General features: G+C 27.6%; 27 protein-coding genes and 2 riboswitches. Of the genes, 8 read left to right on the top strand and 19 right to left on the bottom strand.

The genetic code is table 11. The features are described 5' to 3' along the window. Positions 1-35 precede the first annotated feature (35 nt). The 7 genes from BN350_RS05145 to BN350_RS05115 form a co-directional block, all read right to left on the bottom strand. Complete coding sequence (locus BN350_RS05145; protein ID WP_028042633.1) at positions 36-1571, bottom strand: amidohydrolase; 1536 nt, start codon at positions 1569-1571, stop codon at positions 36-38. 48 nt (positions 1572-1619) lie between these two features. Further along, positions 1620-1982: a hypothetical protein gene (locus BN350_RS05140; protein ID WP_028042632.1), complete on the bottom strand. Its 363-nt coding sequence runs from the start codon at positions 1980-1982 to the stop codon at positions 1620-1622. Positions 1983-2062: 80 nt separating this feature from the next. Next, positions 2063-3025, bottom strand: coding sequence for a DUF4352 domain-containing protein (locus BN350_RS05135; RefSeq protein WP_028042631.1), 963 nt, complete (start codon positions 3023-3025; stop codon positions 2063-2065). A gap of 176 nt (positions 3026-3201) precedes the next feature. After that, positions 3202-4509, bottom strand: coding sequence for a diaminopimelate decarboxylase (gene lysA / locus BN350_RS05130; protein WP_028042630.1), 1308 nt, complete (start codon positions 4507-4509; stop codon positions 3202-3204). Between the two features lie 12 nt (positions 4510-4521). Then, a complete protein-coding gene (gene dapB / locus BN350_RS05125) occupies positions 4522-5265 on the bottom strand; it encodes a 4-hydroxy-tetrahydrodipicolinate reductase (RefSeq protein WP_028042629.1) in 744 nt (247 codons plus the stop codon). A gap of 1 nt (position 5266) precedes the next feature. Continuing rightward, positions 5267-6163 (bottom strand): 4-hydroxy-tetrahydrodipicolinate synthase, encoded by an 897-nt coding sequence (dapA, locus tag BN350_RS05120; RefSeq protein WP_028042628.1) that lies wholly within the window; start codon positions 6161-6163, stop codon positions 5267-5269. Between the two features lie 14 nt (positions 6164-6177). Beyond that, positions 6178-6645, bottom strand: a complete 468-nt coding sequence (locus BN350_RS05115; protein ID WP_028042627.1) for an ACT domain-containing protein — start codon at positions 6643-6645, stop codon at positions 6178-6180. Between the two features lie 64 nt (positions 6646-6709). Then, a riboswitch (Lysine riboswitch) is annotated at positions 6710-6881 on the bottom strand. A 344-nt stretch (positions 6882-7225) separates the two neighbouring features. On the opposite strand from BN350_RS05115, the gene BN350_RS05110 reads away from it, so the two are divergent. Next, a complete protein-coding gene (locus BN350_RS05110) occupies positions 7226-8041 on the top strand; it encodes a metallophosphoesterase (RefSeq protein WP_231385234.1) in 816 nt (271 codons plus the stop codon). Between the two features lie 60 nt (positions 8042-8101). After that, positions 8102-8770 (top strand): BglG family transcription antiterminator, encoded by a 669-nt coding sequence (locus BN350_RS05105; protein WP_028042625.1) that lies wholly within the window; start codon positions 8102-8104, stop codon positions 8768-8770. Between the two features lie 15 nt (positions 8771-8785). Here BN350_RS05105 and BN350_RS05100 read toward each other — a convergent pair whose 3' ends face one another. The 6 genes from BN350_RS05100 to BN350_RS05080 all read right to left on the bottom strand — a co-directional run bounded on the left by BN350_RS05100 (position 8786) and on the right by BN350_RS05080 (position 14950). After that, a complete protein-coding gene (locus BN350_RS05100) occupies positions 8786-10042 on the bottom strand; it encodes a hypothetical protein (RefSeq protein ID WP_028042624.1) in 1257 nt (418 codons plus the stop codon). A gap of 66 nt (positions 10043-10108) precedes the next feature. Then, the gene (locus tag BN350_RS05095) at positions 10109-10330 is read right to left on the bottom strand and encodes a hypothetical protein (protein WP_028042623.1); all 222 of its coding nucleotides are present in this window, start codon (positions 10328-10330) and stop codon (positions 10109-10111) included. Position 10331: 1 nt separating this feature from the next. Next, positions 10332-11666 (bottom strand): tRNA uridine-5-carboxymethylaminomethyl(34) synthesis GTPase MnmE, encoded by a 1335-nt coding sequence (mnmE, locus tag BN350_RS05090; RefSeq protein ID WP_028042622.1) that lies wholly within the window; start codon positions 11664-11666, stop codon positions 10332-10334. A gap of 221 nt (positions 11667-11887) precedes the next feature. Further along, a complete protein-coding gene (locus BN350_RS21820) occupies positions 11888-11986 on the bottom strand; it encodes a type I toxin-antitoxin system Fst family toxin (RefSeq protein ID WP_147573524.1) in 99 nt (32 codons plus the stop codon). Between the two features lie 179 nt (positions 11987-12165). After that, complete coding sequence (locus tag BN350_RS05085) at positions 12166-13650, bottom strand: sulfatase family protein (RefSeq protein ID WP_028042621.1); 1485 nt, start codon at positions 13648-13650, stop codon at positions 12166-12168. A gap of 10 nt (positions 13651-13660) precedes the next feature. Beyond that, positions 13661-14950 carry a PTS sugar transporter subunit IIC gene (locus BN350_RS05080; RefSeq protein WP_028042620.1) on the bottom strand — a complete coding sequence of 430 codons (1290 nt, stop codon included), beginning with the start codon at positions 14948-14950 and terminating at the stop codon, positions 13661-13663. 213 nt (positions 14951-15163) lie between these two features. Between BN350_RS05080 and BN350_RS18510 the strand changes: the two genes are divergently transcribed. Further along, positions 15164-15949 carry a MurR/RpiR family transcriptional regulator gene (locus tag BN350_RS18510; protein ID WP_044600127.1) on the top strand — a complete coding sequence of 262 codons (786 nt, stop codon included), beginning with the start codon at positions 15164-15166 and terminating at the stop codon, positions 15947-15949. Positions 15950-15958: 9 nt separating this feature from the next. Here the strand turns inward: BN350_RS18510 and BN350_RS05070 are convergent, their stop codons facing one another. Both BN350_RS05070 and BN350_RS05065 read right to left on the bottom strand, forming a co-directional pair. Then, positions 15959-17041, bottom strand: a complete 1083-nt coding sequence (locus BN350_RS05070) for a radical SAM/SPASM domain-containing protein (RefSeq protein ID WP_028042619.1) — start codon at positions 17039-17041, stop codon at positions 15959-15961. A gap of 217 nt (positions 17042-17258) precedes the next feature. Then, positions 17259-17495 (bottom strand): hypothetical protein, encoded by a 237-nt coding sequence (locus BN350_RS05065; RefSeq protein ID WP_028042618.1) that lies wholly within the window; start codon positions 17493-17495, stop codon positions 17259-17261. A gap of 185 nt (positions 17496-17680) precedes the next feature. Here BN350_RS05065 and BN350_RS05060 point away from each other — a divergent pair, with 185 nt between their 5' ends. After that, on the top strand, positions 17681-18163 hold the full coding sequence (locus BN350_RS05060; protein WP_028042617.1) for a DUF2798 domain-containing protein: 483 nt from the start codon (positions 17681-17683) through the stop codon (positions 18161-18163). A gap of 17 nt (positions 18164-18180) precedes the next feature. Here the strand turns inward: BN350_RS05060 and BN350_RS05055 are convergent, their stop codons facing one another. The 4 genes from BN350_RS05055 to rpmH are packed head-to-tail and all read right to left on the bottom strand — an operon-like array spanning position 18181 to position 20168. Then, positions 18181-18780, bottom strand: a complete 600-nt coding sequence (locus BN350_RS05055) for a Jag family protein (protein ID WP_028042616.1) — start codon at positions 18778-18780, stop codon at positions 18181-18183. Positions 18781-18794: 14 nt separating this feature from the next. After that, the gene (yidC, locus tag BN350_RS05050; RefSeq protein WP_028042615.1) at positions 18795-19655 is read right to left on the bottom strand and encodes a YidC/Oxa1 family membrane protein insertase; all 861 of its coding nucleotides are present in this window, start codon (positions 19653-19655) and stop codon (positions 18795-18797) included. A gap of 2 nt (positions 19656-19657) precedes the next feature. Beyond that, on the bottom strand, positions 19658-19993 hold the full coding sequence (gene rnpA / locus BN350_RS05045; protein ID WP_028042614.1) for a ribonuclease P protein component: 336 nt from the start codon (positions 19991-19993) through the stop codon (positions 19658-19660). A 40-nt stretch (positions 19994-20033) separates the two neighbouring features. Continuing rightward, on the bottom strand, positions 20034-20168 hold the full coding sequence (gene rpmH, locus BN350_RS05040) for a 50S ribosomal protein L34 (protein ID WP_028042613.1): 135 nt from the start codon (positions 20166-20168) through the stop codon (positions 20034-20036). Positions 20169-20682: 514 nt separating this feature from the next. On the opposite strand from rpmH, the gene dnaA reads away from it, so the two are divergent. The 4 genes from dnaA (at position 20683) to BN350_RS05020 (ending at position 26479) form a co-directional block, all read left to right on the top strand. Continuing rightward, the gene (gene dnaA / locus BN350_RS05035; protein ID WP_028042612.1) at positions 20683-22026 is read left to right on the top strand and encodes a chromosomal replication initiator protein DnaA; all 1344 of its coding nucleotides are present in this window, start codon (positions 20683-20685) and stop codon (positions 22024-22026) included. Between the two features lie 147 nt (positions 22027-22173). Continuing rightward, entirely contained in the window at positions 22174-23277 is a 1104-nt protein-coding gene (gene dnaN / locus BN350_RS05030) for a DNA polymerase III subunit beta (protein ID WP_028042611.1), read from the top strand. Between the two features lie 84 nt (positions 23278-23361). Continuing rightward, positions 23362-23438: riboswitch (cyclic di-GMP riboswitch) on the top strand. A 52-nt stretch (positions 23439-23490) separates the two neighbouring features. Next, complete coding sequence (locus BN350_RS05025; RefSeq protein ID WP_028042610.1) at positions 23491-25749, top strand: diguanylate cyclase; 2259 nt, start codon at positions 23491-23493, stop codon at positions 25747-25749. Positions 25750-25807: 58 nt separating this feature from the next. Further along, positions 25808-26479: a response regulator transcription factor gene (locus BN350_RS05020; protein ID WP_028042609.1), complete on the top strand. Its 672-nt coding sequence runs from the start codon at positions 25808-25810 to the stop codon at positions 26477-26479.

Genomic DNA, 26479 nt, shown 5'->3' with positions numbered 1-26479 from the left:
AATAAAAGAAAAAGAATAACTTAGTTAAACTTAAGTTATTCTTTTTCATATACAATATGTCCATCTTTAATTGTCATAAGAACTTGTATATTCTTTATACTATTTTTATTAATAGTCAATGGATTATCACTTAAAATAACAAAATCAGCATTTTTACCTACTTTTAATGTTCCTTTATGATTTTCCTCATGATATTGATAAGCAGCATTTATAGTTAATGCTTTTAATGCATCTATTGGTTCAATACATTCCTCTTTACCTAGAGTTAATCCACTCTGTGTTTGTCTATTCACAGCAACATGAATAGTTTCAATCATATTAGGTTGTATAACGGGTGCATCAGTATGCATTGTAAAAAGAAGCTTATATTTTAAAGCAGAATGTAGTGGACTAATTGTCTGAGCTCTTAACTCTCCCATATTTCTTCTATGAATATCTCCAAAATAATAAACATGTGCAAGAAAGAACGAAGGAATCATACCCAATTTTTTTGCTTGTTGCATTTGTGCGGGTCTCATCATTTGTGCATGAATAATTACTGGTCGAATATCCTGTTGATGAACTTTTTGATATTCATTTATATAATGTTGAATTGCCTGATCACCATTACAATGTACTAATATCTGCATATCCTCTTGAATAGCCTTTAAAAGATAATTATGTAATTGTTCATCTGTTAAGGTTGGATATCCATATGTTCCATCAACATATGGATCAATAGTCCATGCTGTTTTATTTTGTGGAGATCCATCCAAAAAAGTTTTATATCCGCCAATTTTAAAATGATGGTGATAAACCTTTTGATAATCTTTAAATGTTTTTATAAATTGATGAGATTCAAATCCTGGATAACCAACAACATCTAAAAAGAAGTCATTTGAATCAATAAGTACTTGATATATATCTTTTAACTCATCTACTATCATGCCATCTTGTAATGTTGTTATACCATAACTTGCATATTGATATTGTGCTTGTCGATATGCTTTTTTTAATTCTTTTAAAGATGGCATAGGAATTCTTTGAATATAAAAAGTATATGCATTTTCTTCTAAGAATCCTTGATCATAATCAATATATCCCCCTGATGGTGATTTTGTATCTTTTGTTATATTTAATCTATGTAAAGCAGCACTATTCATAACGCCACAATGTCCCGTATAGTGTTGTATAACTATAGGAATTGTTGATGAAATAGAATCTAATTGTTGTTTTGTTATATGTTGTTTCTCTTTAAGATTCTCCTGATTATATCCCTTACAATTTATGAATTGATCTTCTTGATGATTATCTTGTATATATGCACGAATCGTTTCCTGAATATCTTCTATACTTTGACAATCATCTAATGCAACCTGTAAATAGTTCATAGCATAACCACTTAAATGGCTATGTGCATCTATAAATGCTGGCATTAATGTTGACCCTTTTAAATCAACAACTTTCATATTTTCTTCATATAGATTCTGATAATCTCCAATACCTATAATCTTACCATTTTCTTCAACTAAAGCATTACCACTTATATTCTCTAAAGTTATGATATTTCCATTCGTATATATTGTTTTCATAAGACAACCTCCATAACTGTATTATCTGCTTCAATTATGAATTCAATATTAAAATAACCAATCAAATAAAAGTGATTTAGTTTCAATATCTTCAGTAGAATCACAATAATTCACTTTTAATTCACCACTTAAAGATTTTCCTTTACCATCACCCAATACAATCATATAAACCCCTTGTTTATAAGTCGCATGATAATCACTCTGATGATCAGCTAGAACTTGATCCTTATTATCAACACCTTTAACCCAAATTTTATAATCCTTTAATAATTGATCTTTTATTTGATACAATTTTTGAATATCTGATTCTTGATTTGAATGAGCTATAATTTTATATTGTGGTTCTTGACTTTTGGCATGAACACTTATACATAACATCCCAGCTAATAATATAAAAACAAATTTCTTCATTTATATTCACCTCGTAATTAAGTATGAACATAATTCAATATTTTATACAATAAAAGGAAAAAGAAGAGCAAGAACTCTTCTTAAATCTTTAATGTATAAACTTTACCCATTTGAGATATTCTTATTGTATTTTCTTCATTTGCAATACTTTCACTTACTTCAAATACAAAATAAACTGTTCCATCTTTCCCTGCTTCTAATGTTGCTGAACTTGCTGCTGATAAATTGCTTTGATCAGCTTTTTCAAAGAACATATTACATGGATACTCATGATTATCCTTATCTACTAAAACCGCACTCATTACTTGGGATGCTTTTAATTCTTTATCAGATATATTCTTTATTTTTGTTTTCATAATCACAAAACGATTTGTATCTGCCTTAACTTTATAATATGTATATAATCCTGTAGGTTTGGCAGGTTCTATCTTTTTTGCAACATCCTTTGATTCCAATGTAACTTCTGCCTTACCATCAAATGTAATAACATTCTTCAACTTCTTACTTTCATAATGACTTTCAACATCACTTAACTTAAATGTCATAACTGCAGCCTGTTCATTGTCTTTATCTGTACTAGCGAGTTTAAAAGCAATCTCTTTATCTAAGACAGTAGGATCAATTTCAGTATAGAAATGAACCTTTTTTGTCTCCTCAGCAGCTAAAGTAGCACCTTGAAGAATAGATTGACCATCTTCACTAATAGAAATATTATGACCTTTATACTCCTTATCATCTATTAAAAATTGACTACTAATAGCTGTAGATAATTTTAATTCCTCTTTCTTTAAATTTGTTACTTGTAAAACAACATCTAATAATACATTTGTTGATGTCTGTGGTTTATAATACTTATAGTATGTACCAATAACATCAGGTGTAATTTGCTGTGTCTGACTAGCAGTCTCTACTTGGAAAGAAATAATATCAGCTAATTTATTTTCTTTTCCCCATTCAATTGTCAAATCATTATTTTTACCACTACACGCAACAATACTTACTCCCATGAAAACAACTAATAATCCCTTTAATAATTTCTTCATTTATATTCTCCTTCCCTTTCTGTTATTATATCATTTTCTAATAAAAAATGTCACAAATTATCTAATATTATTCAAAAATATGTTATTAAAAATAATTTTTGTGACAAAAAAAGGACTTTCGCCCTTTTAAAAACTTATTTTTACTTACACATATCACTTTACATCATTTTTCTCTATTAATAATCTTCTTCTACATCATAATAAGTTAAATCATCAAAAGTCTGTCTTCTAATAACCAACTTAGATTTTCCTTGATATGTAAAGACAACTGCAGGTTTTGGTAATTGATTATAATTAGAAGCCATTGAATAATGATATGCTCCTGTAGAGAATTGAGCAAAGATATCTCCTGATTCAGGTTTTGCTACCATAACCTCTTTAACCACAATATCACCAGATTCACAAATTTTACCAGCAACAGTGACTTTTGTATCTCTTGGCTCCTCCACTTTATTTACAATCACACCTTCATAATCAGAATCATACAAACATGTTCTAATATTATCTGTCATTCCTCCATCAATACTAACATATGTACGCACATCTGGAATTTCTTTCACTGTTCCTATTGTATAAAGTGTAATACCTGCATTTCCTACAACATAACGTCCTGGTTCTACTAATACCATTGGCATTTCCCAACCTCGAGCATCATATCCTTCTTTAATTGTTTTCATAATTTCTGTTGTAATGACTTCAAAATCTAGTGGTTCATCTTTCTTTGTATAAGCAATTCCATAACCACCACCAGCATTAATCTTTGTAACCATAACTCCCAATTTATCATAAATTTCATACGCAAATCCAACAAATCTTTTCATTGCACTAATATACGCATACAAATCAAAAACTTGAGATCCTATATGACAATGTATACCTTCAAATTGAATATGTGTTGATTCAACAATTTTTTGAATGGCATCTAAATATATACCATGTCTAGCACTAAATCCAAACTTTGTATCCTTATGACCTGTTTGAATAAATCCATGTCCTCCTGCTTTAATTTCAGGAACAACTCTAACTGTTGCATAGATTGTTTTATCTAATTGTGATGCTATTTTTTCAACTAATTCAATTTCATGAAAGTTATCAATTACAAAATGATCTACATCATAAGATATTGCATACTCTATTTCAGATGGTAATTTGTTATTTCCGTGGAAATAAATCTTATGTGGATCAAACCCTGCTTTTAAAGCAATTGATATTTCTCCTGCACTTACACAATCTATTCCAATTTCATATTCTTTCGCTAATTTATAAATTTCTAAACAACTAAATGATTTAGATGCAAATAGTGGTAAAACGTTATCATATTTATCTAAAAATTTTGTTTTTAATTCATTCATCTGATGACGAATATGTCCTTCACTCATAACATAAAGTGGTGTTCCATATTTTTTAACCAAATCCATTGCATTCACATCATCTATGTACAATGTATTGTTTCTAATTTGTGCAAATTCTGTTTGTAAAACCATTCCTCTTCCCCTTTAATATAAATTTTTTAAAGTAAATAATCCGTTATCTTTATCTATAATAGCCTCACATGCTGAGATTGCCCCTTGAACAAAGACCTCCTTAGATAAAGCAGTATGTTTTACTTCAATAATTTCATCATGTCCTGCAAATAATACAGTATGTTCCCCAAAAATAGTCCCAGCGCGAACAGATTGTATACCAATTTCACTCTTTTCACGTTTATGATGAACTTGACTACGATCATACACTTCTTTTGTTTCATCAATATCTTCATGAATCACATCATAAAGAAGTTTTGCAGTTCCACTAGGAGCATCAATCTTTTGATTATGATGTTTTTCAATAATTTCTATATCATATCCTTGATCATAAAACTCCTTAGCAACTTCTTTAACAATCTTTGTCAGCATAGATACACCAAATGATGTATTATATGATTGAAATATAGGAATTTGTGAAGAGGCTTCTTCAATACGTAATTTTTGCTGATCATTAAAACCAGTTGTTGCTATAACCAAAGCACAATGATTCTTAATTCCAAATTTCAATATATCATCTAAATTATTAGGATGAGAGAAATCAATAATAGCATCTACTTTCTCATGAACTTCCTGTAACGATTCATACATATTTTCTACAATTTTCTCATTAAAGACAGGAGAAACAACTCCAACAAGATTCATCTTGTCATTGTTTCTCACAGCCTGAGCAACCTTTTGCCCCATTAAACCATAACCATATACAATGATATTCATATTAATAACCCTTTTCTTCAAATTTTTTCATAGCATCAAATAATAATTTCTTATTGGCATCAGTTGTAGGAATCAATGGTCTTCTTACCATTTCTCCACATACTCCCATTTTTGCCAAAGCAACCTTAGGCATAATTGGATTCACATCTACAAATAAGTATTTACTTACATCATTGAAATCGTATGCCATTGCTCTTGCAAGTTTCATATCACCATGTAATGCAGCTTGTGCAAACATTTCTGTTTCTTTAGGATAAACATTAGATAATACAGAAATAACACCTTTACCTCCAGCAGCAATAAATGGCAAAATATTATCATCACAACCACTATACATATCAAAATCTAAATCTTTTGTCTTTGATAATACATCCATAGCATAAGCAATATTATCAGTAGCATCTTTCATCGCTTTAATATTCTTATGCTTAGCAAGTTCTACAACTGTATCAACAGAAATATTCATTCCTGTACGACCTGGTACATTATAAATAATCATTGGAATATCAACTCTATCAGCAATATAAGTATAATGATCAATAAGACCTCTTTGACTTGTTTTATTATAATATGGTGTCACAACAAGTATTGCATCTGCTCCAATTTCCTTAGCAAATTCTGCTTTCTTTAAAGCTGTAGCTGTATCATTAGATCCAGCTCCAGCAATGACCTTAATATCAGTTCCTTTAGCCATTTCCATAACTATCTTTGTTAATTCAAATTCTTCTTCAATAGTAATTGTTGGTGTTTCTCCAGTTGTTCCATTGACTAATAAAGCTTGAACACCACCATCAATCATTCTTTGAACTTGTCTTTTAAATCCTTCAAAATCTAAACTTCCATCATCAAGCATAGGTAATACAAGTGCCACAGCACTTCCTTCAAAAATTGGTTCCATAATATATATCCTCCTTATAATTGATATGTCTCTTTAATCTTTGAAACTGCTAAATCTAATAATTCCTTAGGTATCACATATGAAATAGAAATTTCTGATGTTGTGACTTGCATGAAAGGAATTTGCTGTTTACCTAATATTTCAAAAATTTGGGCCGCTACTCCAACCTCATCTTTCATACCTTCACCCTCAACCATTATCTTAGCAACATTACGATTCTGATAAATCATTATTCTAGGATGTATTTTTTTTACATTCTCTAAAGCAAGGTTTAATTTTTCTTGATCTTCTTGATTACAAGTAAAATCAATTCTCATTTCATCTTCTAACATAACTTGTGAAATCATATCAATATTCACACCCATCTTAGAAATTTCTTTAAAAATATTACTTACAAATAATGAATTTTTTTCAACATTCAATAATTTTACTTGAATAATTTGATTATTGCATTCTACATGTGTCACTAAATTTCTTTCCATATATTCGCCTTCTTTCTATAAACAAAAAATTGCAATGATACCATTGCAATCAATAAGAGTATATTAACGCAATAGCACCCCACTTTAATATCTTAAAGTGACAGTGGCATAGATATTCTCCATACCCCCAGGACATAATGACATGCAAACCATTACACCTTCGGCAATTGTTCCTCTTTCTTTTTAGTTGCATCTATTATAAAAGAATTCATAACTCTTGCGCCTCTATCTTGACTTAATACTATCACAACACTTATATGAAAGCAACCTTTATTTTTTATTGATTTGTGATATACTTGTTACCAAGAAATGAGGTATAACTATGAAGATATTTTTTATTCTTATGTTTCTCTTTATTATTATAGCACCTTTTTTATATTTTCTTTATGTATTTAAACATTTAAAATATTCACATAAAATAATGATAAGCTGCATCACTTTACTATCACTCATTATAATTTCCATTAAAATCTTTATTCATCCTTATCATCAATTATTTTTTATATTAACTCTTATAGCTCAATTCTATATATTAACTGTATTTATTACAATGATTTTATTTGCTATATATCAAGGAGTTATGTATTTTTTACATAAATTACCTAAACGAAAAATGTTGATTATTGTTGGTGTGATTGGTATGATAATCACGAGTTTTGGATATGCGACTCATTATGATAAAACAAAAAAATCTTATGATATTATGATTCATAAAGAATCAACACTTTCTTCATTAAAAATTGCTGCTGTGAGTGATATGCATATTGGGACAGGAACATATTTACAAGATATTCAAAATTTTGTAAAGAAAATTAATCAAGAACAGTATGACTTTGTTTTTCTAATTGGTGATTTATTTGATGAAACAACACCTATTGAAATGATTAATGATGTTATGAATTCTTTATCAAAAATCAAAACAACATATGGAATCTATGCTGTGAATGGCAATCATGAACATTATGCAAATATTCTAGATCAATCAATATATGAAAAACATAATATTAAATTATTGAATGAAAAGTATGTATGTATTGATGGTTTCATTAATATAGTAGGGAGAGAAGATGTTATTAATCATGATTCACTTTCAATTGATGAAATAACAAAAGGAATGGATACATCACTCCCAACAATTGTTTTAGATCATAATCCAAAAAGATATCAAGATGTTAAGGATATTGCTGATTTACAGTTATCAGGTCATACTCATGGGGGACAAATATTTCCCATGACATTAGCAACCGCATTGATATATGATAATGCTAATGGTATTTTACAGAAAGAAGACTTTTCTTTAATTGTAACAAGTGGATATGGATCTTGGGGATTTCCTATGAGACTTCTCACAAATTGTGAATATTTGGATATAAAGATAACGTTTACAAAAAAGTAATATTTATTATGGACATTTAATGACAAATAATATATTATATGAAAAGCGAGGTAAGGAAGTATGGTTATAGAATTAGATAGTCAATATGAAAATAGAAAAGAAATTATTGAAGAGATTGTAAAATCTATGATTGAAAAACATCATATTCAAGTATCTGAGTCATCATTTGATAACTTAATCATTCATTTATCTTTATGTGTTTCAAGGGAATTAAATGGAACATATATTCCTACAAGTGAAAGTCAGATTAATCACTTAAAAGAGCATGAATATTATCCAGCAGCACAAGAAATTATAAAAAATCTTGAAAAACAATTTGATATCACAATTGATGACAACCAAACAAGTTATACAACTATGTATTTAGCAAATATTAACTTATTAGATATTGATTTTAATTGTGAATTTGATTTATGTGATGATGAAATGGAAGATATTATTAATGAAACAATTCAATGTATTAAAGAAGAACTTGATTATGATTTAAGAAAAAAGAAAGAATTTTATACAGGTATGACATTACATTTCTATCCTGCATTAGATAGACTTCAAAACGATCAACAACTTACAAATAATCCATTAAAAGACCAAATTCAATCACAACATCAAACTGAGTATAAATGTGCACAAATCTTTAATTCAGTTGTTGAAAAACACTATCATAAATCATTTAATGAACATGAATTAGCTTATATTGCTCTTCATTTTGGAACAGCATTTAAAAAGTAATGTGGGTAAGCCACATTACTTTTCTTTTAATTTCACAAAATATTTTTCTTGATTTATATTCATTTCTTTTTCTTGAATTTTTTTCTTTAAAACAAATCCCATATCATTATCTTCTATCTCATGATTACTTTCTACATTAAGAATGACTTTTTGTTTTGTTATTTCCAAATCAGTTAAATAATCACTCATATAATGAAAAAGACCTTTCTCTTCTTCATTATAAACTTTTGTTCCATATAATTCATAGTTATATTGCATTGTTATTGATGATTGAGCGGGTATATCTATTTCATTATAATATTTATAATAAATATTATTTGATAGAATGTTTTCTATATACAATTCATCTATTGAATGATTTATCTTAAAAGATTTTTCTTCTTGTTTAAAGTAACTTTGACAAATAGAGGATTTATCCAATATATTTTTTTCCCTATTATTAGATTGATCAATATAATCATTAATACACAGAGTAATGGCTTCTTTTAGATTTGTTTTGTATTCTTTAACTTCAGCAGATATACTTGGATCAATTTCTTCATGATTATACTGATATCCTATTAATTTCATATTTTCTAATTTTTCTGTAGAAATAAGCCTAGGTGTTCGTTGGTGATATTCTTCATTTAATTGTATAGTATAGGATTTATTTTGATGGCTCTCATCATTTGATTTGCTTATTCTATCTACCCATATTTTAGGATTATTGGTATATTCGATTTTCATAAAACTGCTTTCTTCTACCTTTGGATAACGTATATTAATAAATTCATAAACATAAACTTTTTGATTTAGATATTCCTCTAATTCTTTTAATAATACTTGATTATGTGTTGATTTTATATGATTGAAATATTCTTGGCTTGATTCATTAAGCTCAATATCTGTCCCAATATACATGCCACTTACTATAATACGATAATCAATAAATTGATTATTTAACAATATATCTGCAATATTCATTCTTTCTTCCATATCATTTCCATATCTTGGATAATAGAGTTTTAATTTTTTTCTTTGAGAACTATTATTAGTTAAAGTATATTTATCTTTAACTAATAAATTATAATTCACATCAATATTTGTTTCTCTCTCACAAGTCATAGAAGTTGAATCATCGATTTGCAATGGCATAATGGCTCCTATATAACTTGATGTTAAAGGGTCGTAGTTAGAATTCATATATAAATTATTCAAAACAATATAGAAAATGACGATAATACCCAATACTATAAAGAAAATATTTCTCCCACAGTGGTGTTCTTTTGTCATTAAAGATTCCTCCCTTCAAATAGAAAATGAGACTAACCCCTTGTTAACCTCATTATAACATATATCTTATTTATTCTTTAAAATAATATGTAATACATATAGAACAATACATTCAAATAAACATGCAAACATAATTAACATAAAAACATAACTAATGATTGAAAGCGTTGGGTTTCCTCGATTAAATGCAGTAACCCCTAAAAAGATAACCAAACTGATAAGTCCTACAACTCTTAAATATCTAAAAAACTTATAAAATCTTTCTGATAAAAAATGATACTTTCCCATCTTATTTACCTATACAAAAGCGTTTGAATAATTCATCTAATAAATCTTCTTTTGCTCTTTCTCCTAATATTTCTTTTAAGTTTTCCCAACTTTCATATAAATCAGTCACAATTAAATCAGTTGGAATTTGGTTTTTCATTGCTTCAATAGCATTATTTAATGACTGACTTGCTTGTTCTAATAATTGAATTTGTCTGGCATTAGCAAGAATATCATCTTGCCCAGATGTAATTTGTCCTAATTCAAACATTGATTTGATTTTTTCAATTAAAGGCTCAATATCATTATCTTTAGCACTAATAGGGATACCATCTATATAATTGATTTGCCCTTGATCTTTCTTATTTATAACAATAATTCTTTGAGTATCTTGTGATAATTCTATTAATTCTTTGTCTTCTTGTGTTAAAGGTTGAGAACCATCAATCACTAAAATCACTAAATCTGCTTTATGGATTAATTCTTTTGATTTATGAACACCTATATTTTCAACAATATCATCTGTTTCTCTAATACCTGCTGTATCAATCATATTTAAGATAAGATTATCTAAACGAATTGTTCCTTCTACAACATCTCTTGTTGTACCAGCAATATCAGTCACAATTGCTTTTTCTTCATTAAGCAAAGCATTTAGCAAACTAGATTTTCCAACATTAGGTTTACCTATAATAACTGTAGATATACCATCTTTTAATAAATGAACATTTTTTGATGATTCAATAATTCGTTTCATCTTATGTCGTAATAATTCACTTCTTGGGAGTAATGAATCAGCAGTTAATTCTTCAACATCATCATATTCGGGATAGTCTATGTTGACTTCTATTTGAGTAATAATTTGGATTAAGTCTTCTCGTAAATCTTCAATAAAATGGCTAATATGTCCTTGAATCCCATTTAATGCTAAAGAAGTTGCATAATCATTTTTAGCTGTAATTAAATCACTAATGGCCTCAGCTTGTGATAAATCAATACGACCATTTAAGAATGCACGTTTTGAAAATTCACCACGTTCAGCCATTCTCGCTCCTTTTTTTAAACAAAGATTTAAGACTTTTTGGGTAATATACACGCCACCATGACAATTAATTTCAACCATTTCTTCACCAGTAAATGTCTTTTTTCCACGATAAATATTTACTAAAACCTCATCAATTTTTTCATTATTATCTTTGATATAACCATATGTAATTGTATGACTATCTTTATCAAGAATCTTTCCTGTAAAGAATTGTTGGACAAATGCAATAGAATTCTTACCACTTAATCTAATAATAGATATAGCGGCTTCTAAACGAGATGTTGCTATTGCAACAATAATATCATCATTCATTTTTTTCACCTACTTCTTTTATAGTATAACAATATCTTTATAAAATATCTATTTATTTATATTTTTATGAATGATTATCACTATCTTGTCATAAAATAATATTGCAATACCTTTTATTCTATGCTAGAATATATTTGCAAAGAGATAAGAATCGAGACAATGTTCTCAAGTGAAAACCCAAGGGATTGGCCCCTTGGGTTTTCTATGCTTATCATCAGTTTTCACTTTTTGTCAAGCCATTTGCAGATATAATACAAAATAATACCTGCTATGACAGAAGTGATTATAGAGATAAAAATCTCATTCAACAATGCTCTCACCTCCTTTCAAGGAGGAACTGACAACATGTCTATTATATCATGAAATTACATTTGACTTTTCTCAGATTTGTCTCAATTTTATAGGATAAATACAAAGAAATTTATTCTATTCCAAAAGAAAAGAAATAATCTTTATTTAGATTATTTCTTATATTATTCAACCAAATATTGCTCAATAATTATCTTTGATCTCTTCCTTGAGGAACAAAATCTGCAGTTTCCATATAATAATAGAGAATTCGTTCTTTAAACTTCATTATAATATCTTGATATTCTGGAAGATCAACAACATTATTTAATTCTAATGGATCTTTTTCTAAATCATACAATTCATCTTTTTCATACAATCTTATTGTATATTTTAAATTTCCCATTCTACACATTAATGCTTTGGTATGTTCTGGACCTTCACTTGACTGCGTGCTTAATCTTGGCCAATATGGTGACGTTGGACCATGCCCTTTTTCCATTGCTTGAACTTCTCCATGAATACGGCCACCTTCACAGAAAACAGCATCTTTATGTTCTTCATCACCAGATAAAACATGTACCAATGATTTTCCAAACTGAGTATATGATAACTCTATATTACACATATCAGCGATTGTTGCAGGTAAATCTAATAATTCTGCCAAAGCTTTTGTTTTTCTTGGTTTCACTTCAAAATGTTTTGATGGTTTAATCAATAAAGGAATATTACTGATTGGATTTTCAAAACAGTTCTGAACTTTTTCAGTAATATTATAATCCCCAGTATAATCACCATGATCACTATAGACAAAGATATTTGTATTGTCATAGAAATCATGTTCTTTTAATTTATCACAAATCATTCCAAACTGATGATCAAAACGTGATACCATTGCTAGGTAGGTTGCACGTAATTCTGTAAATCTTTCTTCACTCCAGTTTTGAAGATTTTGTTTAGATTCAATGCCATATAACATACTTGCACGATCTTTTAAAGTAGCGATTGAAGGACGTCTTGTAGGAACAAGACTTCTATCTATCATTGAATACCATGGATCTTCACACGCATAGGGAGGATGCGGGAATGATATCGTACAATATAAGAAGAATGGCTTACTATCAGGATTTTGACTTTTTCTATCAATATACTCTAAAGCACTCTGGATACAGTTCCAGTCTTGTTTTCCATATCCATTACCATCTTTTAATTTACCAATATAGAAAGAATAGAAATTATCATCTTTTATATCTTCTTCTGTAATTTCTCTAGATGTTCCTTGTGGTGTAAATTGATTATTTGTACTATCTCTTTTATTTTCAAAAGAAACACCATCATAATATTCATCACAATAAATTGTTTTTGCCTTATCCCCTGGTACAACATCATTACGTCCAATCCAAATCACTTCATATCCATTGTCCTTCATTTCTTTTAAGATATTTGGTTCATCTTCATGTCTTTGTAAATAATGCATTGTACGATGTCCAGTTGTATGTGGATATAATCCTGTCAAGAAACTACATCTTGATGGAACACATACTGGATTTTGACAATACGCATTCTCAAAAGAAATTCCCTCTTCTAGAATGTTATCTAAATTTGGTGTAACTGATGCCTCATTTCCCATATGATGTAATGAATCACATCTCATTTGATCAGCTACAAATAACACAATATTTGGTTTTTGACTCATAAAAACCCTCCTAAACGTTTTCTTTTAATTCTGATTCTTCTAAACAAGCTTGTTTATCACAAACTTTAAAGAATGGATAGTATATTGCAAATGTTAAGACTATACTGAAAACTTGATATAAAGCGACTCTCCATCCACCTTGAATAAATCCACTTATAATAGGTGGCATTGACCATGGAATCTGATATCCAATTAAAACAGGTAATACACCTATAACTGTTAAACCATAAGCTAATACTTGAATAATTAATGGAGATAAAACAAATGGAATCACTAATGTTGTATTTAATACCAATGGTGTACCAAATGTAACTGGTTCATTAATATAGAAAATATTGGCTGGTAATGCTAATTTACCTAAAGTTTTAAATCTTTCTGATTTGGCAATAAATATCATTAATATACATAATGAAATTGTCATACCTGCACCACCAAATTGATATGTATTCTTAAATGCTGTTGTATAGATATGTTCAGGAACTCCACCTGCTTGATAAACAGCTAAATTTTCTAATGCAAGTGGCATTAAGAACGGATTACTGATTGAATTAACAATATTTCCACCATGTAAACCAAAGAACCATAAAACATGAAGTGCTAATGTAAAGACAATCATACCTCCAAAACTTCCCCCTACTTTTTGTAAAGGTGCAGCAATAAATGTATAAATGAGACTATGTAAACTTCCATATGATGTTAAACTGAATAAATAGGCAATAACTAAGAAAATAGTTCCAACTAGAAACATAGGAATTAATGAACTAAATGATTGTGTAACCATAGGTGGAACACCTTCTGGCATCTTAATAGTCCAACCCCTCTTATTAAAGAAAATAAACAATAATGATGAAATACAACCAACAAACATCGCAACAAATAAACCTCTAGCTCCTAACCAATCAAAACCAACTGCTGTTACAACAGTATCTTGATTTGTTGTGATTTGAAGTAATGGTGTGACAATAATAAATGAAGCTAAAGCCGTTAATCCACCTGCAAAACCATCATATCCTTCCTCTTTTGTAAAAGCATACCCTAATGAAACAACAGTGTAAATAGAAATTAAATCAATTGTTAATTTTGATGGTAAAGCTAACCAAGTTGCAAGTCCAGTTTGGGCTAACCAATCTGTCCAAGCAGTAATTGGAAAACTTGAAATTAAAGTAAACATTGAACCGAAAATCGTTAATGGTAAAATTAACATGAAACTTTTGTTGATAGCTTTGAGATATCTGTTGTTACCAAGCTTTACACCTATAGGCATAAGCTTAGATTCCAAGATTGCCATAAATTTTTGCATTTTCCTTTTCCTCTCCTGAAAGTTTTTTCAAATGTATACATATGATATTGAAACTTGTTTCAATTATATTATACTCATTTTGAAAATGTTTTCAATACATTTTTGAAACTTTTTTTATAATTTTTATTTTATTTTAAAATAATTTTCATTTTTTTGACTTTATTTCATAATTTTAGTATGATAAGTATATGTAAAAAATATTGGAGGTACTTTATGAACCCATTTGATCGTTTAGATTGTTATAAAAATTCCTATACGAAAAGTGAAAAAATTATATATGAGTGGATTAAAAAAAATCCTGCCCTTGTTGTGAGAGATAATATAGAAACATTAGCTGATGAAATTTCCACATCAAAAGCAGCTATTATTCGCTTTAGTAAAAAAATTGGCTACTCTGGTTTTGCTGAATTTAAATTTGAATTATCTCGTTATATTATTTCTGGTGTTAGAGAAATTGAAAATGAGAATATGGATATAGCTCGTTCCATTACATCTCTTTATGCTGGTTATATTAAACAAATTAATGATTTTATTGATTTAAAAGATGTTAAAATAATTGCGAAAGTTCTTTCTAATGCAAGACACGTGAAAATATTAGGTAAAAATAGAACTGGGCTATCTGCTTTACAATTACGTTATCGATTTACTAAAATTGGTTTTGATGCAGAAGCCATTACAGATGCTATATTGATGGATCAAATGCTTGAGAGTTTAACGAAAGGTGATGTTGTATTGATATTTACAACACGTGCTGTTGATATTCAATATTATAACTTAATTAAAAATGTTTCTAAAAATGGTGTGACAACAATTGTAGTCACATGTGCAGAAACTGATTTAATGAAAAAAACTCATTATCATATTTTATTACCATCTATTGAGAATGCTTCAACATCATCATTTTTAGATAATCAAACAATCATGTTTGTTTTTATTGAAATTTTATTAGCTGAATTAGCATTTATTGTGAATGGGAATTATCACTCTATACAAAAATAGGATAAGTTTTTATCCTATTTTTCCTTGTCCTATTTGATAAAATAATTGATATGTTTCTTGTAAGAAAGCTTGATAACCACAGTAGCTATCATCAAAATAAACAATATTCATTCTTTTACATTGTCCATGACAGATATTCTTAAATTGACATTGATGGCACAGTTTGGAATATCTTTTTTGCTGTTGTAAAAAATTTTTTCCTTGTATTGATTGTCTTAACTCTTCAATTGTTTGGTGATGAATATTACCGAGGCAATATTCATCTAAAGCATAAAAATCACATGGATAAATAGAACCATCTCCTTCTATAATCAATTGAATGTGGCATTGACCTAACATACCACATGTTCTAGGATATTGACCTTGAAATATCATTAATAAATCTTCAAAAAAAGAAATAGATATATATTGTCCTTTTTTTAAATCTTCGTACCATAATGAAAATAATTGATGATAAAATTCATAAAATAATTGTGGTGTTAATGAATAACCATCTGTTGAATAATCAAGTTCAGGTAAGCATGGTATAAATTGTATATATTGAAATCCTTCTTTTTTATAGTATTCATATATGTCATTGACATGCTGAATCATCTGAGATGTTATAACAGTTAATATATTATATTGAATATGATGATCTTGTATTTTTTTTATATGATCAGAAATTATATCAAAAGTTGGATGATTGCCTTTTTTTCGCATTTTATCATGTATCATTTGATTACCATCTAATGAAATTCCTACTAAAAAATCATGTTCCTTAAAAAATGAAATCCATTCATCATCTAAGCAATAGCCATTTGTTTGTATGACATAATGAATGATATGTTTTTTTTGATACTGTTTTACTTTTTCAACAAAATACTGAAAATAATCCAAACCTGCGACAGTGGGTTCACCACCTTGAAATGCAAATGTTATCTCATCAGCATCTTGTAATGCTTTTTCTATCAATATATTAACTGTATCTTTGCTCATAATACCCTTAGAATAAATTTTTCTTAAATGAGATACATCACTATAAAAACAATATTGACAATTCATATTACATAATGATGAAGCTGGTTTGATTAAATATGAACTTTTTTTCATTTTTTTCACCTACTTTTCTATAGTATATCAATATCTTTCAAGAATATCTATGGATTGTATTGTAATTTTTATTTTGTCCAAAATATGATTGCAAACATATATTTTCTATGATGAAATATATTTGCAATGAGACAGATATCGAGACATTGTTTTCAATTCTTATCTATTTTATCTGATAAATACAAATTATTAAAAAAAATCTTAATAAACTACTTCTTTAACAATATGATGGCAAATACATTTGTGGATTATCTTTATATTGCTGAGCTTCCTTTTCATCTAAAAAGATATTCATATGAATTTGTCGTGATGAAATTCTATGTGGACCTGAACATCCAGCGTAACCTTCAATACTAAACTCATAATCATTTTCTAATTTTTCTATATCCATAACTTTTCCTGGCATCACGTAACCATTCATCAAATAGTAAACAATTTGTCCTTCTTTTAACATATCTTATTCCTTCTTTCTTAGTTGACTATAATACCTTTTTTCATCTTTTTCAATTATTATGCTTTCATTTTTACTTGAAATTATTTTTTAATTTTTTTATAATAATATAGAAATTAGCGTAGAAGAAATCAGCTCAATATCATTTGATATTGGGTTGTTTTTTTACAAAAGAAGGAGGAAATTCAATGGAATTTTATATGAAATTACCAAGAAACAAAAAGGAATTTATTTTATTTATGGGGGTGATATCTCTTATATCTGTTAATATCATAGCTCCACTGATTACTTGTTTTGAAGCAGGTTTTTACTTAAATGTTTATAAAGATGTACTTAGTATATTACCTATAATTTGGATTAGTGTTATCATTATTGTACTCATCACTTATATCCCTGCTGAAACATTAACAAATAGGATTGTAGAGCAAAATGATAGTTTTCATTCACATATTATTATTAATATTTTATGTACTGTCTTTTTAATGTCTATTTTATTAACAGTGATTGGAACTTGGATAGGTACAAGACATATTTCTATGGAACCTATTTATATGTTTTTCTATAAATGGCCTAGAAATTTTGCGATATCGTTTGCTGTAGAATTACTGATTGCGCAACCAATAGCAAGATTTGTTTTATTAAAATTACATCAACGCAAAGAAAAGGAATAGCTCAATGAGTTATTCCTTTAGTCTACATATGAAATTGTAATAAATCTATTTTTTCCTTCACCTTGACTTTGAGTTTTAAGATGACCCATTTCAGAAATTACTTGATGAATTACTTTTCTTTCATCAGCTGGTAATGGATCAAGTTTAACATCAACTTTTGACCTTAAAACCTGTTTACCAAGACGTTTCGCCATAGAAGCTACTTTCTTATATCTATTTTCCTTATATCCATTGATATCAACACTAATTTCAATTCTTTTCTTAAATTGATTTTGAATAGCATTCTTTGCTATAAAATTTAATGCTCTTAAAATAACACCATTCTTGCCAATTAAAATAGAATTATTATCAGTATTAATATTGCAATAAATACGTCCATTTTGGATATATGATACTGTCTCAACAGTAAACTCCATGTCTATAAGAATCTTTCTAATAAAATCTTCCAAATATTCTTGGACCATATCTTCTGTATAACATTCAATAACAACTTTTTTAGAAAACAATCCTTTTTTCTCTTCAATAATTTCATAATTTAATTGATCTGGAGTTATACCTAAATCTAGACATGCATGTTGGATAACTTCATCAACATTTTTTCCTTCATATGTTTTCATTGTTATGTCCGTCCTTATTTTTCTCTTTTCTTTTCAATGTGATAAATTTGAATATAAATTGTTCTAATAATTGTGACTAAACTTGTTGTAATCCAATATAATGACATTGCAGTTGGCATTGATAATGCAAACCAAACAATCATTGCTGTCATAACAATATTCATTGTTTTCATTGATTGTTGTTGTTTAGATACTTTATAACGTGGATTTCTTTTTAACATAATATTATTGATTTCAATTGCTAAGTATTGTGTAATACCTACAATAGCTACAATGAATATATATTGCCAATGCCCACTTGTAATTTGAGACATCGGTGTTAACCCTAATTCTAATCCAAATAAACGAGAAGTATATAAAATTTCAATTCTTTGTACCCCTTGCCACATAGCCAACATAATTGGCAATGTTAAGAAAGTTGTAAATGAACTCATCATGCTGACATCATGTTTTTTGTATAAAGCTTGAATCTCAGCTGACTGTCTCATTTGTGAAGCTTGATCTTTACGTCCTGCATACTTTCTTTGAATTCTTTCCATTTCTGGTTGTAACATCTGCATCTTTTGTGTAGAAACAGTTGATTTAATCATAATTGGCAAGATTAGTAAGTTAATGAATATTGTCATACCAACTACTCCCCAAGCAACATTACCAAATGTATCACTAATAAATAAAATTCCCTTAGCAATTGGTATTGTTAAAATAAAATCAAAGAATCCTGCTTCTAAACTCCATGGCGTTGCCGCATTAATAGCACGATCTGGTAATAGTTGACCTTTTGAATCTAAATTCTGACCACATCCCGTTAATACAAATACAAAGGCCAATAGTGCAAATACCTTTAAAAATTTCTTTGTACGTTGATCTAAATACATTTTTATTTTTCCATCCTTTTATTTATTTTGTTATAGAGAAATTTTAAATCTTTAATATTGTCCTGATATGAACTCTTTAAAAATTTTTGTCTCACTATGACAATAAAATCCTTTTTTTGATCTTTTTCAAAAACTTCCTGTATCATCATTCTCACTTGTCTTTTTGTTTTATTACGAACAACAGCATTACCTAACTTTTTACTAACAGAGATTCCTACTCTCATATGACAATTATTTTTAAGATAATATATGACAAATTTACTATTTGCGACTGAATTTTTCTTATGAATAATTGTCTGAAAGTCTTCATTTCTCTTAATTCGATATTCTTTTTTCATATTTTTTTAGAAAAAAAACCACATTAAAGTGGAATTTTCGTTAGGCAGATAATACTTTTCTTCCTCTTTGACGGCGACGAGCAAGTACTTTCTTTCCGCCTACTGTTGCCATTCTAGCTCTAAAACCATGAGTTTTTGATCTTTTTCTCTTATTTGGTTGATATGTTCTTTTCATTAATTACACCTCCAAAATCTATAAATTTTTTATACACAGTAACATATGCCCCATTATTATATGAGTTTTACCCTTATAAGTCAATGAAAATAATGAAAATTCTTAGATTCAACAAGTGTTTTTATGCACATTGATAGGAATAAAATTTAAATTTATGCATATATATTTAGTGAGCTTAAATCTATATTCACTTATCATACACATTGTGAAAATGTTTATGCACAATTGTGGATAACTATCTAAAGAACTATATATCATCTATATTTTCATTGTGAACAAGAAAGAGAATAACTTATGAATAGACTTGTGTCTTAAAATAAATGCACAATTACTCACAGTGCATAATTATTTATGCACAAATGCACAATACATAAATTTGTGTATAACCAAAAAAATATCGTATAATCAACACTTTTTGATGTGCATAACTATGTGAATAAGTTGTGCATTTATTTTTTGTTCTTCATTTTATGCACAATTTCATCTATAATGTTTAATGAAAGAAGGTGAATATGTGAATAATCTTGACATAGATTGGCAAAAGACTCTTAATATCTTTCAAAGTAAACTTGATGAATTCAATATTGATAAGATTAGTTTTGATTCTTTCTTCACAACATTACAAGTAAGAGATATTGTTGATAATGATGTTACAATCACAATTGATACACAATGGAGCTTAGATTTTGTTTCAACATATCTTGTGAATTTAGAAGAAATTTATAATACTTTAACCAATGGTCGTTATCATTTAACACTTATAACAGAAGAAGATTATAATAAATTAACATCTAAGAAGAAGGTATTATTAAACTTTGAAGATAATCTTAATCCCGATTTAACATTTGAAAATTTTGTCGTAGGAAATAGTAATAGATTAGCTAAAGGCGCATGTTTAGCTGTAGCTATGAAACCAGGTATATCTTATAGTCCTTTATTTATTCACAGTAATTCTGGACTGGGAAAGACTCATTTATTAAATGCCATTGGGAATTATGCTAAAAGCAAAAATCCTACAACAAAAGTATTATTTACAACAAGTGAGAACTTTGTTAATGAATATATTCAATCATTAGCAAATCATACAATTGAAGAATTTAATTATAAGTTTAGACATATTGATATTTTACTTATAGATGATATTCAATTTATGGCAACAAAAGAATCATCTAGTGAAATCTTTTTTAACATATTTAACAGTTTAATAAGTAATAAAAAACAAATTGTTATTACTTCAGATAAACCGCCACGTGAACTAAAAGGAATGGAAAGTCGCTTAGTTAGCCGTTTTTCTTCTGGTTTAACTGTAAGTATTGATACTCCTGAATTTGAAACATCAAAAGCTATCTTAAGAAAAAAGATAGAAATAGAGAATGTTGATTATCCAATTACTGAAGAAGTCTTAGACTTTATTGCATCTCATTTCAATACTGATGTTAGAGAACTAGAAGGAAGTCTAAAGAGATTACTATTCTATAAATTAATTTGTGGTAAAAAATATAATGAAATAGATTTAGAATTTGCTTTAGAAGCATTTAGTGATACATATACACAACCAGTTCAAAAGAAAGAATTAACTGTAGCAAATATAAAAAAATGTGTTGCTGATTATTATCATTTAACAGTCACTCAAATTAATTCTAAATCTCGTACTTCCAATACAATTATTGCAAGACATATTGCCATGTATTTAGTTAGAACTTTAATCAAAGATATTTCCTTCATACAAATAGGACATGAATTTGGTGGTAGAGATCATTCTACTGTCATGAAAGCCTGTAAAAAAGTAGAAAATAAAATCCAAAAAGATATGGGTTATCGTAAGGCAGTTGAGGATATTAAAAAGAAACTCACATAGTGTTATGCACATTTATCCACAAATTATTCACCATGTATTTTTAGAAAAACAACGATAAAAAGAATGTTTTTTTAAGATATGCATATTGTGCACAGTATTATTATTATGATATTATTTAAATAATAATAAATATAAAGGAGAAAAAAGATGAATTTTAAAATAAAAAGAATAGAATTACTTAATGCTTTAGCAAAAGTTTCTAGAGCTGTTTCTATGAAAAGTCCTTTACCGGTATTAACAGGAATAAAATTTGATCTCAAAGATGATGAATTAATATTAACTGGTAGTGATAGTGATATAACAATTCAAACAACAATTCGTGAGAATATTGAAATTATTGAAAAAGGATCTGTTGTTTTGTCTTCAAGATATATTTTAGAAATTATTAAAAAGATTGATTCTGATGAAGTTCATATTTATATAGTAGATGGAACACTTACAAGAATTGAGGGGGCAAGTTCTCGATTTGATTTAAATGGAACATCATACATAGATTATCCTAGAATAGATTTAAATAAATCTGGTGTTAATTTACAAATGAAATCTACTGATATTAAAGCTGCTATTGAACAAACATCTTTTGCAACAAGTGAAAAAGAAACGAGACCAGTATTGACAGGAGTTAATTTTAAAGCTAAAAATCATGTTTTAGAATGCATAGCAACTGATAGTTATCGTTTAGCAAAACGTATTTTAAATATAGAGTCAGATGTTTCGTTTAATATTATTATTCCTAAAAAGAGTTTAATTGAAATTAGTCGTATTATTGAAAAAGATGAACTCATAGATATGTATGTATCAGATCGTAAAGTATTATTTATTTTTGATTCAGTATTAATTCAAACAAGATTAATTGATGGTTCATATCCTGATACAAGTCGTTTGATTCCTAATGAATTTGATTATTCGATGACTATTGATAGTGTTAGTCTATTAAATTCTATAGATAGAGCTTCATTATTATCTAATGAACAAACGAATATAATTAAGTTATCAATGGATGAAGATCAAGTTATGTTATCATCTTATTCACAAGAAATAGGCTCTGTAGAAGAAAATCTTTCTAAAGCTTTTTATAAAGGAAGCCCTTTAAGTATTTCTTTTAGTGCTAAATATTTAAATGATGCAATTAAGAGTATTAATGGAGATAAGGTAAGAGTTTTATTTACTGGAGAAATGAAACCATTTATTATTAAGGACTTTGAAAAAGAAGATATTATTCAATTAGTTCTACCAGTAAGAACGTATTAAAAAGTATGATTTTGTCATACTTTTTTTCTTTTTGTCAAATTTGTCATCTTGAATAACAAATCTGATATGATATAATAGTGAGGTATATATTTTTGGCAAAACTTTCCGAAAGGAAGTGACGCAAAGCTAAAGGGCCTTTTTATTGGCAGCCAGTTGCAATTTTGTGATAGGTTGCTTTGCACCTATTTTTTATTTTGGAGAAAGGAAATGATTATGAGAAATAAGAAAAAATTATTAAGAATTATAGTTATCGTAATTTTAATTGTTTTTACAATTTTTTCATTTTATGACTTTATCCATTTAACGAATCAATTCAATACAAATACAACTTTAGATCACCTAAAAGATGTTGGAAAAGAAACAGCTAATAACTATAATCAAAAGTTCACAACAATGTCACAATATCTTAAAATAACTTCTCGTTTAATAGAAGAGGAATATAATAGTGAAAAAGATATTTCAGATATATTGTCTAATCTTGAAAAAAATCAAATTATGTTTCAAAGATTATGGTATGTAGATAATAATAAAATTGTTCATAACTATAAAGAAAAGATTGAATTTAAAGCAGTTAATAATTATGTTGATTTAATGTTAGAAGGTCAATCAGGGATAACAGATCCATTTGAATCTCCTTATAATCATAAATTAGTCATTGTTGTCTATAATCCAATCTATAAAGATGGTTCTATTCATGGTGGAATTATAGGTATTGTTGAAATTAATGATGAAAATCGTGATCTTATATATAATGATGTATTTAATAATGAAGCATATGTTTTTGCAACTGCCTCAGATGGTCATATAATTTCTAAAATTAAAAATCATAATACAATATATGATGGTGATAACTATCTTGAGTTTCTAAAAAGTCATGTTAATTATATTGATGGAAGTTACGAAGAAATAAATGATAATATTAAGAAAAATAAGTCAGGTTATGTGACATATGATTATAAAAGTAATCAATCAAGAATAGTTTATTATACGCCTGTTAAGATTAATAATTGGTATGTCTTTACTGTTATTTCACGTGATATTGTTATTCAAAAGAATGAACAAACCAATCATATTGCATTTATGTTAATTATAAAAATAATTATTGTATTTATTGTTTTGACTATTTTAATTGTTTTATATTTTAGAAAAATCAATAAAATAAATAAAGATATTAATAAGAAATTAGAAGCAAGTAACCGTAAAATTGATGTTATATTGAAACAAACAAATGATCGTATTTTTGAATATAGTATAGATAAAGATAGTCTTACATTGGATGCATGGAATGATTATCCTAAGGTTATGTTAAATAGTTTTTTAAGTAATCTGCATAATTATAATTTTGTTTCTAAAGAACATGAAAATCTTTTGAAAGAGAAGTTTAGAGAAATTATTGATAATAAAAATAAGATTGTATTTGATGCAAAATTCCCATATATCAGCAAGGATGATAAAACATGGTTCCATGTTTCTATTATCTATATAGAAGAAAATCATAAATTAATTGGAACATTAAAGAACAGTACAGAGGAAATGGAAGAATATAATATTCTTTTACAAGATCATATGTTTAAGAATGCTATTTACTCTAATGCTTTAGCAATGTTTGCAGTCAATTTAAAAAGTAAAAAAGTTGTTATTTACCAAATGGATGGTTATTATCATAATGCGATTGATGTAGAATATAATGATCAATTTATTAGTATATTAGAATCTAAGGCATATTCAAGCGATAAGGAGAGAGTGAAACGTTTCTTTAATTATGATAGAATTCAAAATCTTTATCATCATCATGAAGGTATTAATAGAATTGATTATCGTTCTTATAATGAAAAATTGGATAAATATGTTTGGATTAGATATAGAATACAGTTTGAAAGACAAAGTAGTAATAATGAATTATTGATGATAGCATATGCTAATAATATTAATGAAGAGAAGTTAAAACAATTAGAGAATGAATTTAAAGCACAAAGAGATGGTTTAACTGGATTGTATAATCGTCAAACTTTTAATCAATTAGTAGATACTTATTTAAAGAATAATAATTCAGCTATTTGTTATAATGCATATATGATTGTTGATTTAGACAATTTTAAGAAGATTAATGATACATTAGGACATAGTTATGGTGATCAAATTATTCAAAAAGTTGCTAAAATTCTTGAAGAAAATTGTTACGATAATGGATATATAGGTCGTTTTGGTGGAGATGAATTTGTTATTTTCTTATATAATCAGGAATCATATGCTATGATTGAAAATAAAGCAAGGCAGATTTTAAAACAAATCGATAGTATAGAAATTGAAAGAAATTTTGAATGTTCTGCTTCTATTGGTATTACTTTTGTTAAAAATGAAAAGAGTCATAGTTATTTATTTGATAAATGTGATCAAGCTCTTTATGTATGTAAAAATAGTGGTAAAAATAGATTCTATGTTTTTAATGATAATGAAGATACTGATCTTTAAGGTCAGTATTTTTGTTTGATTCGTTACTTATTTACGATATAATGGGAATGGTGAGATTATGAAAAAAATATTATTAGTTGAAGATGATTTGGATATTGTGAATCATTTAACGTTATTTCTTGAAAATGAGGGTTTTATAATGAGAAATACAGATGGTCAAACACAAGCAATGGAAATGATTGATAATCAAGGATTTGATTTGGTATTATTGGACTTATCCTTAAAAGAAGGACATGGTTTTTCTCTATATCATGAAATCAAAAATTATAAAGATATACCTATTATCTTTTTAACAGCAAGTAATGATGAATATAGTGTAGTAACTGGATTAAACTTAGGTGCTGATGATTATATAGCTAAGCCATTTAGACCTCGTGAATTATTATCACGTATTCAAAATGTTTTAAGAAGATATCAAAAACAAGAAACAATTTATCAATATTTAGATATTAAATTAAATACATTAACAGGACAAGTTTATAAAAAAGATAGAGAAATTATACTATCTGCATTAGAATACAAATTATGTATTATTTTCTTTTCTCATATCCATCAGTTACTTACAAGAGAGTTCTTATTAGATGAATTATGGAATATTACAGGAGAAGATGTTAGTGATAATACATTATCTGTATATATTAAAAGATTAAGATATAAATTAGAAGATGATCCAAAAAATCCTAAAATTATTATAACAGTGAGAGGATTAGGATATAAATTAGGAGAATAA

Source organism: Candidatus Stoquefichus massiliensis AP9 (assembly GCF_000455285.1).
In the GTDB taxonomy this organism is placed as follows: Bacteria; Bacillota_I; Bacilli_A; order Erysipelotrichales; family Coprobacillaceae; genus Stoquefichus; species Stoquefichus massiliensis.
Note: the sequence above shows the minus strand (reverse complement) of the source record. Positions and strands in the feature narration are given on the sequence as shown.